The sequence below is a fragment of the Shewanella waksmanii ATCC BAA-643 genome (genome assembly GCF_000518805.1).
Lineage (GTDB): Bacteria > Pseudomonadota > Gammaproteobacteria > Enterobacterales > Shewanellaceae > Shewanella > Shewanella waksmanii.
This window is the reverse complement of the sequence record NZ_JAEH01000007.1, coordinates 143,348-153,945: the sequence shown is the minus strand read 5'-3', so window position 1 is coordinate 153,945 and position 10,598 is coordinate 143,348. Positions and strand designations below refer to the sequence as shown.

The window sequence follows — 10,598 nt, the reverse complement described above, 5'->3', positions numbered from 1 at the left end:
GGGAAAGCTTCTAGCAGAACACTGATTGCAAAGATAGAAATGGCCTGCGACATTAGCTCAGTTGGTAGAGCGATACCTTGCCAAGGTATAGGTCATCGGTTCGAACCCGATATGTCGCTCCAATCTACTAAGGCGCGATGGCAGAATGGCTATGCTGCGGATTGCAAATCCGTCGATCTCGGTTCGACTCCGGGTCGCGCCTCCACTTTAATGTTTTAGTGCGTAAGCGGTAAAACACACTTTGCCCGAGTGGTGGAATTGGTAGACACAAGGGATTTAAAATCCCTCGCTGAATAAGCGTGCCGGTTCAAGTCCGGCCTCGGGTACCATCATTCGATGACAAAAAAGCCTCAACATATGTTGGGGCTTTTTTGTATCTGCAAACGCATTAATTACACAATATTTTAGAACGCTATACTAATCTGCTTTGTTAGTTGAATGATGAGCAGTAAACACTGCTATATATTGACAATTTGTCATAAAAATCCCCATAAAATTCATAATCGCTAGTTCAATGACTATTTTTTTCACTTTGTGGCAAAGTCGCTATGAAGCCTTGACTGACTTTGGTATAACTAGCATCGAACCCTACATATACGCTTATTTTTCAGGACAAAACCATGATATTTAACCAGGTAGAGCAGGCAAGTGCCGACCCCATCTTGGGCCTTACTGATGCATTCAAAGCTGATCCTCGCGCAGAGAAGGTCAACTTAGGAGTTGGGATTTATAAGGATGAGTCGGGTGCAACACCTATTTTGAAGTCGGTTAAACTTGCAGAAGAAAAATTACTTGATAGCGAAACAAGTAAAAGCTACTTGGGAATAGATGGCGTTCAAGCATATAACCAAGCGGTACAAACACTCTTGTTTGGCAAGTCTCACGATGTCGTAGTAAAGAAACGCGCCGCGACGGCACAAGCACCAGGTGGAACGGGTTCGTTAAGGGTAGCCGCAGAATTTTTGGTAAAAAATACCGCAGCTCAAACCATTTGGGTCAGTAACCCAACCTGGGCTAACCACAATAATATTTTTAACTCGGCGAATTTAGCGGTTAAGCAATATGGCTATTATCGCCCAGAGACCCATGACATGGACTTTGACGCCATGTGTGCGGATTTAAATACCGCAAACGCGGGTGATTTGGTGTTACTCCATGGCTGCTGTCATAACCCAACTGGTATCGATCTTAACTCACAACAATGGGAAGCTATCGCCAAGCTGTGCTTGGATAAGCAATTAGTACCGCTGTTTGATTTTGCCTATCAGGGGTTTGGTGCTGGTGTTGAAGAAGATGCACAGGGCTTGCGTATCGTCGCTAACATTGTCCCTGAGTTATTGGTTGCTAACTCTTTCTCTAAGAACTTTGGTTTATACAATGAACGCATTGGGGCGGTGACTTTAGTTGCTGAATCTTCGGAAATTGCAAACAAAGCTTTTAGCCAAGTAAAAAGCACGATTCGCGCAAATTATTCTAATCCCCCAGCCCATGGTGCGCTTATTGTAAGCACTATTCTAGCTGACGAAGCGCTGAGTGAACTATGGCAACAAGAGTTGCAGCAGATGCGCGAGCGAATTGCACAGATGCGCGGCCTGTTTGTTGAAAGCCTAAAAGCTTGTGGTGTTGAACAGAATTTTGATTTTATTAATGATCAAAATGGCATGTTTAGTTTCTCTGGTTTAACAAAAGATCAGGTTAATCAGCTTAAAGTTGACCACGGTGTTTATATTGTGGGTAGCGGTCGTATCAGTGTTGCCGGCATGACTAAATCTAATATGCCTGTTATTTGTAAAGCGATAGCAACTGTACTTGCTAACTCATAAGCTTAAGCGGCGATAGATGTAAGTCTACAATCACGATTAGTACAGTATTACTAACAACAAAAAGGAGCCTAACGGCTCCTTTTTTATTCCATATTAGCCATGATATTGGCCAATGCGGCAACAAGCGCTTGCTTGTCGTGCATAGCTAAATGCTCTTGGCTAATTAGTGGTGTGGTGTAAATATTACCGTCAATATAGCTTTGAGGACCATGGCGTAAAACCGCGTCAATTGGCTTACCATTGAGCACTTGCTGAAACCATTGTAGACGTTTATCCAAACTAAAGTTGGCCGCTGATGTTGGCTCTTGAGTCAGATTATCAATATAAATGATTGGCGCGTTTGTTTGATTTATGGCGGTAGCGATGTCTTGCAATAGCAGCGGTGGCATGACACTAGTTAAGAAGCTACCAGGGCCTAAAATAATCAGATCTGAGCACTTGAGCGCACTAACAGCTTCATTAGTCGATTCAACTTGTGGCTCTAAAGCTAAAGCCGCTGGTGGTTGATTCATGTCATCAACTTCTACTTCGCCATAAACTTTATCGCCAGCGCCGGCAATAGCCACAAGATGGGTAGGTTGCTCGGACATCGGGATAAGTTGGCAGTCGATATTAAGCATTTGGCGTATCAAATTCACGGCTTCTAGCGGCCGAACACACAGTTGATCAAGGGCCAATAACATAAGGTTGCCTAAGTTATGACCGGTAAGCTCGCTACTGCCGCCGTAGCGGTAATCAAACAACAAAGAGCCAACGGAAGGTTGGGCAACTAACTGTGACAAGCAATACCGTAAGTCACCCCAGGCAATGCAATCTTGTGATTGCCTAAGTCTTCCTGTCGAACCACCATTATCAGTCGTAGCGACAATGCCAGTCAGTTTAGGACCAAGAAAATTTAATGCTGCGAGTACGCGACCTAATCCATGTCCGCCACCGATGGCGACAATATGGTCAAATTGACTGATTATTTTCTGAGGCATAAAGCAACATGTAAAATCTTTGCGAGTTGGGCGGCAATTATACCTGAGATTAATGCATGGTTACCAAGAAAATGTTGCTTTAGCTTTACGGCGCTTTGCTCGCACTGGTGCCTTGTTTCAGTATATAATCCAGACTCATAATAGAATTAAGGGTGGCGATTTGAAGACAGGTAGAGTAGGTAAGTTAGTCGTGTCACTTGGCTTAGTCACAATTGCGCTGTTAACGAGTCGCGCAGTGTTGATTCACCAAGTAGAAGACGGTACTACAGCCAAAGGCAAGGTAGTAGAGAATCAACTGCCTACGAGTAAAATTCCTGATTTCAATGCAATAAAAGATGTGTCGGAAAAGAAGCAAGCTTTTTTCAATTACTTGCGTCCGGCTATTCGTCATCAAAATGCAATTATTGCTGATGAAAGGCAGTTTTTAAAACAGTCTTTACAGCACCTAGAGCAGCAAAATTTAACCGAAGCTGAGCGTTTTAGAATAGAAGGGTTAGCCAGTAAATACCAATTGGCGATGCGTTCAATCAATCAAAATACCTTAACCCAACTTTTAGAACGCGTTGATATCATCCCTGAAGATATGGTACTCATCCAGGCGGCGAACGAAACCGGTTGGGGGAGTTCTCGTTTTGCCAAGCAAGGTTTAAACTTCTTCGGGCAATGGTGTTTTAGAAAGGGATGCGGCTTGGTACCCCAGTCTCGGACGGCGGGTATGAGTCATGAAGTTGCAGTGTTTGATAGTGTAGAGGACTCCGTCGCGTCATATTTGCGTAATCTTAATTCTAACGCTGCCTATTCGCTGTTACGTTCAATACGTGCCGACCTTCGTGCACAGAACAAGCAACCCGAAGCAACAAAATTAGTTTACGGTCTCATTCATTATTCTGAGCGACAAGAGGCCTATATAGATGAACTACTCGAAATGCTCAGACATAACAAAAAATATTTGGTGGACAATGATGCAAAAAGGCCTTCTGTTTAGTTGCCTTATTATGGCGTGTGGCGTAACTCAAGCGGCGCCAATCTCTTTAGAATATCAAGGTTTCTATCAGCGATTAAAACAGGTTAATAAAGGTCATTACCCGCTTATTGAAATAGCGTTTAGTGTGCCAAAGACAAAAGAGTGTGTAGTACTTGGCGGCTCTATTACGACTGAGAAAGAGCAATTTCCATTGACTATCAGCGATAATCAGCGCCTTTATATCCCTTATGATGGCGCCTTAAAGTCAGATAGGGCAGTGATCAATCTTGATATGCAGGGTGATGGCAGCAGTTGTGGCATTGCAATGCAGATCAGGGCGAAGCAAACCAAAACACAATATAAGGGTAGCGAAGTCGTTGAAATTGATGAGCAGATGAATAGCTTATTGAAATCGATGCAGGGCTTTCCTATGCGTTACTTCAGTGAATCAACCAATGGTATCAATTTCGAGTTCGCCAATGATAAACAAGTGATGGTAACCACCGATGGTATCGAGCATAGAGTGCAAGGTGTGTATCGTCTTTCAACCCAGGCTATTACGGAGTTAGGCGATATTAGCTTCAGCGAGCAGCCATTGGTTGTTAGTCCGTGGACGGGCACAGAATAAAAAAGGCCGTTAGGCCTTTTTTATTGCGTCAGTCTACAGGCTGACAGGATCACAGCAAAGCGATCAAACTAGGGCTGATAAGTGCTGACAATATCGATTTTGTGTTCCGGTTTAACATTGGCGGCAGCATCTAAATCGATATGTCCACTGTTGGCAATATCTAGAAAATCGAAAGCTGGTAGCTCAGCTTCAGCGACATCACCTGATTTCGGTGCACTAGGATCTTGCTTTAAACTTTTGAAATCAAACTGGTTTCGGTCAACACCTTGCGAAGGGGCAGTGTTCTGCATTGCGGTAAAGATGGTTTCAATGCGGCCAGGATATTCTTTATCCCAGCTTTTGAGCATATCTTTTACTGCTTGGCGTTTTAAATTCTCTTGAGAACCGCATAGATTACAAGGAATGATAGGAAACGCTTTCAGCTCTGCGTACTCAGCAATATCCTTTTCTCTGCAATAGGCAAGGGGGCGAATAACCACGTTAGCACCATCATCTGATAATAACTTAGGTGGCATGGCTTTTTGCTTACCCGCGAAAAACATATTTAAGAACAAGGTTTCCACTATGTCATCACGATGATGACCTAATGCAATCTTGGTGGCTTTAATTTGCTGTGCAAACCCATACAAGGTACCACGGCGCAAACGACTACATAGCGAACAAGTGGTTTTACCTTCTGGAATCTTATCCTTAACAATGGAATAAGTGTCTTTTTCAAGAATGTGGTAAGGCACGTTCAGCGTATCAAGGTAAGCGGGCAAAATATCTTCAGGGAAACCAGGTTGCTTTTGATCTAAGTTTACTGCCACGATTTCAAAGTTAATAGGCGCACGTTGCTGCAGATTGACGAGGATGTCCAACATGGCGTAACTATCTTTACCACCAGACAAACAACACATTACCCTATCGCCATCTTCAATCATGCCATAATCAGCGATAGCACTGCCCACTTCACGGCGTAACTTCTTTTGCAGCTTGTTTAATCGGGTAATTTGCTTTTTAGATAAAGTTTGTTGGTTATCAGACATAAAAAACGCGCCTAGAGACTCAAAATCAGGGCGCGTAGTATAGCGTATTAATTGTTAGCAAAGAAGTAACTAAATTAACTCTCTTCGAGAGGTGAACGATAGCCTTCGGGTTTAATTGCTAATAAATCACAGTTAATACTGTCAATGACATGCTCGGCGGTGTTACCAATCAATGCCGCTGAAAACCCAGTACGGCCAACGGTGCCTAATATGACTAGTTCAGCGTCTAGGTGTGCGGCCACCTCAGGAATTACATCCTCTGGTAGTCCTTCTTTGACGTGACAAAAATCAGCTTCGATACCATAGCTATTTGCAAGGTAAGTGACTCGTTGTTCGTGCTGCATACGAATAGTCTCACTATAGGTATGTGCATCAAAATCCGGTAATTCTATAGCCAAATTGACGGGTGTGCCTGGGTAACCATTAACGAGGTGCACTTGTGCATCAAACTTTTTGGCTAAATCCAGTGCGTGATTGATAATGATGCCATTTAGTGCTTGATGATCATCATCTTCACTAGCAATGTTAACCGCACACAGGATTTTCCCTTGCACTGGCCAATCATGCTCTTTGACTAATAAGACAGGTACTGGCGCTTTGCGCATTAAATGCCAGTCGGTGGGGGTAAAGATGACAGATTTAAGTTTGTCGTGCTCGTGTGTACCTTTAACGATAAGATCATACTGACCTTCAATAGCATGCAAAATAATGCTTTCGTAAGGGCGGTTATGCCAAATCACTTCACTTTCAATATCAACACCGTTTTGTTGATAGTCTGATAATACTTCTTGTAGCCATGCTTGACGCTGTGCGATCACACCTTGACGCATTGCTTCGCGCTCTTGACCGGAGAGAATCGAGGTCATCTCATAGGAGAAGTCGAAAATGGATAAAAATACGGTGATTTTGGCGTTATTTTTTGAGGCTAATTCAACGGCACGTGCAATGGCCGACTGCTTATCATTAGTTGGATCTACTACCACAAGGATCTTTTGATAGTCCTTCATAGCTTACTCCTTTAAGTGATGCGATAACTTAATAATGAGCCAATCGGGGCAAATTGCTTTGTGTTAGATCAAATTTGCCCTGACAAACTAGGTTACCGACCTATCTTATTGTTTCCTGATAATTTAGACAAGGACTCAAAGTCAACGATAGTGATATATTTACCTTTAACCTCAATCAGTTCCGCTTTTTGAAAGCGGCCTAATAAGCGACTGATAGTTTCAACGGTAAGACCTAAATAATTACCAATATCGCCACGTGTCATGGTTAATCTAAATTCTTTAGGTGAAAAGCCTCGATTACCGAATCGTGTTGCCAAGTTACTGATAAACGCAGCTAGGCGCTCTTCGGCGTTCTTTTTGCTGAGTAACAAAATCATCTCTTGGTCAGATTGAATTTCATTGCTCATTAGGCGCATGATTTGCTGTCTAAGCTTTGGCATAGTGCCAGATAAGTCATCTAAAGTAGTGTAGGGGATTTCACACACCATAGAGGTCTCTAACGCTTGTGCAAAACTCTGATGCATTTGAGAATGGATGCCATCAAACCCTATTACATCACCAGCTAAATGAAATCCTGTGATCTGTTCATCACCTTGCTCGGTAATGGTATAGCTTTTGATTGTTCCAGAACGTATTGCGTAGAGAGATTTGAGAGGGTCACCGGATTTGAATATTTGCTCACCTTTTTGAATAGGTTTTTTGCGTTCGATAATATCATCAAGCTGATCTAGCTCGTTGGTATTCAACGTGAATGGAATACACAATGTTCCCATACTGCAGTCATGACAATGAATGGCGCATCCGGGTGAAGCCGAACGACGACTTTTAATGGTGTCTGTCATAATCTCTCTCAAATTTCACAATTACCCATATGTTAACTTAATTTAATAATATGGGCTAGTTTAGCTGGCCAAAACCTATGTACAAAGTATGGCAACCAAACGCTACTAATGCACTACCGCTGAGCCATTTAACCCATTTTGAGCGCACCCATCTGTTTAACATATCTGCGGCTAAGCCGGCACTAAGCAGGGCCGGTAAGGTTCCTAAACCAAAACACAGCATAATAGCCGCGCCATGTAGCGCAGAATTGCTTGCCACTGCCCAAGTTAGCGTACTATAAACCAATCCACAGGGTAACCATCCCCAAATAATACCGGCTACACCTGCTTGTATTGGCGATTGAATGGGTAATAACCTTTGCGCAATAGGTGATAAAAAACGCCAAATCCATTGACCTAAACGTTCTATTTGTACGACACCAGACCATACTTGGGCGATATAAAGCCCGGTTATGATCATCATCACACCTGCAATGAACCTCAGTACCAGCAGATAAACATCGATATCGAACAACAGGCCGAGTAGGCTGGCTGAACCGCCAACAAGCGCGCCGGCTACGCCATAACTGCTAATTCGACCGATGTTATAAGCGAGTAGGAACCTAAGTCTATGGGCGAGTGCGTTGCCCTGGCTCACCTTGGGGAGTTGTTGAGAAAATGCTCCCACTATTCCACCACACATTCCCATGCAGTGTCCCGCGCCCATTAGACCGACAATAAAAGCCGCTGTGTAGCTGTACTCGTTCAACTCGATTTCTTGCCGTTGTCTTTGTGTTTGTCTTGGGTGCTAGGTTTGATGTCGTCATCGAATAGTATCGACACACTTTGTCTGTCTAAGTCATCAAATTGCTCTGATTTTACTGCCCAGAAGAATATTCCCACCGCGATCAACACGAACAGCATAGCAATAGGAATCAAAACATAAATGATGCTCATAATTTTACCTTAAGTAATCTAAGACTATTGGCAACGACAATAAGTGAGCTCGCTGACATACCGATGGCTGCAATATAGGGGACAACATGACCAGTCACCGCTAATGGGATAATAAACAGATTATATCCTAACGCCCACCACAAATTCTGCTTAATGATCTGTTGAGTTAATTTGGCTATCTTTATCGCATCGGCAAAGCGTGCCAGTTGATTACTTAACAGCACAAGATCGGCACTGTTTTTAGTGACATGGGCGCCGCTCCCCATCGCGATAGACAAATTAGCCCCCGCGAGCACTGGCGCGTCATTAATCCCATCACCAAACATTGCCGTTGGCGATGTTTGATCGTATTGCTGAATCAAGGTTAGCTTGGCGGCAGGTGTCATATTCTTGTGCACGTCCGAGATATTCAGCGCTTGGGCCACTTGATTAACATGAGCGGAGCTGTCTCCACTGGCGATACTCGTGCTAATGCCTTGCAGGCGCAGCTCATTAACGGCTTTAAGTGCATCTTCTCTGAGTTGGTCGACTACCACAAAATGTGCCAGTAGACCGCTATCATTAGCTAAATAAACAGTTTGTTTATCCTTGACTTGATTTGTTTGCTCAACATTACAAAATGCGGCACTGCCAAGTGTGTACTGCAAACCATTCACTTTGCCGCTTATGCCAAGTCCAGGTAAATTTTTAGCTTCGGTTACCATCAACTTACTGCTGTCACCGTTAAACGCCGCAGCCAGTGGATGAAGCGATTGTGACTCAAGAGCGGTGGCAATATTAAGGGCTTCAATGTCGGTTAAAGACTGGTAGGACTGCATCGACTCAATGGTCAAGGCTCCGCAAGTCAATGTCCCAGTTTTATCAAACACCACTTGTTTGATTGCGGGCAGCTTTTCGAACACCCCAGGCTTTTTAGCAACAATCCCTAGGCGAGTAAACAAGCCTGTAGCACAGGTCACTGCCGTTGGCGTGGCTAAGGCGAGGGCACAGGGGCATGTCGCGACCAAGACTGATAATGTCACCCAAAATGCATCTTCTGGCCAATAGATACGCCAGATCAGGTAAGTTAACGCTGCAATGACTAAAATTGTCCAGGTGAAATAATTCGAAATCGTATCGATATACTCAGCGACTTTGGGCTTGTTATTGGCCGCTTCTTCTTGCATACGCATAATTTCGCTAACCAGCTGATCTTGGCCAACGGCTGTCACTGTGAAAGTGAGTGGATGATCGAGGTTAATGGTGCCAGCATAGACTTCGCTGGTCAGGTTCTTTATTACTGGGGTTTGCTCCCCTGTTAACATGGCTTCGTTTACGCCGGTCTCGCCCTCTACAACGACTCCATCAGCGGGTATGGCATCACCAGGTTTAACAAGAACATGCATCCCTACTTTGAGTTGTTTGGCGGGAATTTCAGTAACAACACCGCTGTCATCCACCATGTTGGCGGTTACCGGCACCAATTTGTGTAGGTTATTGGCGCTCATTGCTGCTTTTTGGCGTGCGTTTTGCTCTAGGTAGCGGCCGAGTAATAAAAAGAAGGTAAACATGGATACCGACTCAAAATACACCTCTCCGGTACCTTGAACCGTTGCGATACAACTGGCTATGTATGCGCCACATATTGCAATTGATACTGAGACATCCATGTTTAAACGTCCAGCAAGCATGCCTCTTATGGCACTAAAATAGAATGGCTGCGCGGAATAAAACACCACAGGCGCAGCAAAAATCATACTTACCCAACGAAAATAGTCGCGATACTCAACTTCCAAGTCGGTAAAATATTCAGAGTAGAGGGCCAAGGCAAACATCATGACTTGCATGGTGGCAAAGCCGGCGAGTCCGAGTCTTAGCAAAAACTTGCGGCTGTTTTCTTTACTTTGCTTTTCTTGTTCATCGACTTGATAAGGGGAAGCTTGGTAGCCAATGGCACTAATTTGACTAAGTATGGCGCTGAGGTTTATCTGGCTATTATCCCATTTGATTTGCGCCCGTTCAGTTGTACTGTTGACCTTTATGCTGGCCACACCTTCAACATGTTTAAGCTTGTGTTCTATCAACCAAGCACAGGCGGCACAAGTGATGCCATCTATTGTTAAGGATGTTGATGAGAGTTGGTCCTGTTGATGGACAAAGTCTTGTTGCACTTCTGGTAAGTCAAAAGCGCTGTAATGATTCAGCTCTTCTGGCACAAGGGCCGTTTGTTTACTGCCTGGCTCTGTACGATATTTGTAATAGTTTGTCAGACCGGAATCAATAATAGCCTGGGAAACAGCCTGACAGCCTGGGCAGCACATCAACTGTGCTTGGTTATCGATTAGCGTCGTAAATTGAGAGCCAGTGGTTACCGGCTCTGCGCAATGGAAACAGCTCGGATTACTCATAAA

The 10,598-nt window shown here is 44.0% G+C and carries 10 protein-coding genes and 3 tRNA genes; 6 read left to right on the top strand and 7 right to left on the bottom strand.

What is annotated here, in order from left to right:
• The first annotated feature begins 46 nt into the window (after window positions 1-46).
• The 4 genes from L865_RS0105120 to L865_RS0105105 all read left to right on the top strand — a co-directional run bounded on the left by L865_RS0105120 (window position 47) and on the right by L865_RS0105105 (window position 1,823).
• Window positions 47-122: transfer RNA gene (locus L865_RS0105120), tRNA-Gly, on the top strand.
• Window positions 123-131: 9 nt separating this feature from the next.
• Window positions 132-205 (top strand) — tRNA-Cys (locus L865_RS0105115).
• A 38-nt stretch (window positions 206-243) separates the two neighbouring features.
• Window positions 244-329: transfer RNA gene (locus L865_RS0105110), tRNA-Leu, on the top strand.
• 291 nt (window positions 330-620) lie between these two features.
• Window positions 621-1,823, top strand: a complete 1,203-nt coding sequence (locus L865_RS0105105; protein ID WP_028772241.1) for an amino acid aminotransferase — start codon at window positions 621-623, stop codon at window positions 1,821-1,823.
• An 83-nt stretch (window positions 1,824-1,906) separates the two neighbouring features.
• Here the strand turns inward: L865_RS0105105 and yvcK are convergent, their stop codons facing one another.
• The gene (gene yvcK, locus L865_RS0105100) at window positions 1,907-2,803 is read right to left on the bottom strand and encodes a uridine diphosphate-N-acetylglucosamine-binding protein YvcK (protein WP_028772240.1); all 897 of its coding nucleotides are present in this window, start codon (window positions 2,801-2,803) and stop codon (window positions 1,907-1,909) included.
• A gap of 160 nt (window positions 2,804-2,963) precedes the next feature.
• Here yvcK and L865_RS0105095 point away from each other — a divergent pair, with 160 nt between their 5' ends.
• Window positions 2,964-3,788, top strand: coding sequence for a glucosaminidase domain-containing protein (locus tag L865_RS0105095; protein ID WP_028772239.1), 825 nt, complete (start codon window positions 2,964-2,966; stop codon window positions 3,786-3,788).
• Window positions 3,766-4,395, top strand: coding sequence for a DUF2987 domain-containing protein (locus L865_RS0105090; protein ID WP_028772238.1), 630 nt, complete (start codon window positions 3,766-3,768; stop codon window positions 4,393-4,395). The genes L865_RS0105095 and L865_RS0105090 overlap by 23 nt, the downstream gene beginning before the upstream one ends.
• Window positions 4,396-4,463: 68 nt before the next feature.
• On the opposite strand, the gene ttcA is transcribed toward L865_RS0105090, so the two are convergent.
• The 6 genes from ttcA to L865_RS0105060 all read right to left on the bottom strand — a co-directional run bounded on the left by ttcA (window position 4,464) and on the right by L865_RS0105060 (window position 10,595).
• Entirely contained in the window at window positions 4,464-5,423 is a 960-nt protein-coding gene (gene ttcA, locus L865_RS0105085; protein ID WP_028772237.1) for a tRNA 2-thiocytidine(32) synthetase TtcA, read from the bottom strand.
• Between the two features lie 74 nt (window positions 5,424-5,497).
• Complete coding sequence (uspE, locus tag L865_RS0105080; protein WP_028772236.1) at window positions 5,498-6,430, bottom strand: universal stress protein UspE; 933 nt, start codon at window positions 6,428-6,430, stop codon at window positions 5,498-5,500.
• 92 nt (window positions 6,431-6,522) lie between these two features.
• Entirely contained in the window at window positions 6,523-7,272 is a 750-nt protein-coding gene (gene etrA / locus L865_RS0105075) for an electron transport transcriptional regulator EtrA (RefSeq protein ID WP_028772235.1), read from the bottom strand.
• Between the two features lie 55 nt (window positions 7,273-7,327).
• Window positions 7,328-8,020 (bottom strand): sulfite exporter TauE/SafE family protein, encoded by a 693-nt coding sequence (locus L865_RS0105070; RefSeq protein ID WP_028772234.1) that lies wholly within the window; start codon window positions 8,018-8,020, stop codon window positions 7,328-7,330.
• Window positions 8,017-8,208: a cbb3-type cytochrome oxidase assembly protein CcoS gene (gene ccoS / locus L865_RS23180; protein ID WP_037470555.1), complete on the bottom strand. Its 192-nt coding sequence runs from the start codon at window positions 8,206-8,208 to the stop codon at window positions 8,017-8,019. Before ccoS ends, L865_RS0105070 begins: the two co-directional genes overlap by 4 nt.
• A complete protein-coding gene (locus L865_RS0105060) occupies window positions 8,205-10,595 on the bottom strand; it encodes a heavy metal translocating P-type ATPase (RefSeq protein ID WP_028772233.1) in 2,391 nt (796 codons plus the stop codon). The genes ccoS and L865_RS0105060 overlap by 4 nt, the downstream gene beginning before the upstream one ends.
• Between the last annotated feature and the right edge of the window lie 3 nt (window positions 10,596-10,598).

Bases quoted from the DNA above. Each gene is read 5' to 3' on its own strand.
- ccoS (WP_037470555.1), bottom strand. From the start codon at position 8,208: ATGAGCATCATTTATGTTTTGATTCCTATTGCTATGCTGTTCGTGTTG.
- L865_RS0105060 (WP_028772233.1), bottom strand. From the start codon at position 10,595: ATGAGTAATCCGAGCTGTTTCCATTGCGCAGAGCCGGTAACCACTGGC.
- yvcK (WP_028772240.1), bottom strand. From the start codon at position 2,803: ATGCCTCAGAAAATAATCAGTCAATTTGACCATATTGTCGCCATCGGT.
- uspE (WP_028772236.1), bottom strand. From the start codon at position 6,430: ATGAAGGACTATCAAAAGATCCTTGTGGTAGTAGATCCAACTAATGAT.
- L865_RS0105105 (WP_028772241.1), top strand. From the start codon at position 621: ATGATATTTAACCAGGTAGAGCAGGCAAGTGCCGACCCCATCTTGGGC.
- ttcA (WP_028772237.1), bottom strand. From the start codon at position 5,423: ATGTCTGATAACCAACAAACTTTATCTAAAAAGCAAATTACCCGATTA.
- L865_RS0105090 (WP_028772238.1), top strand. From the start codon at position 3,766: ATGCAAAAAGGCCTTCTGTTTAGTTGCCTTATTATGGCGTGTGGCGTA.
- etrA (WP_028772235.1), bottom strand. From the start codon at position 7,272: ATGACAGACACCATTAAAAGTCGTCGTTCGGCTTCACCCGGATGCGCC.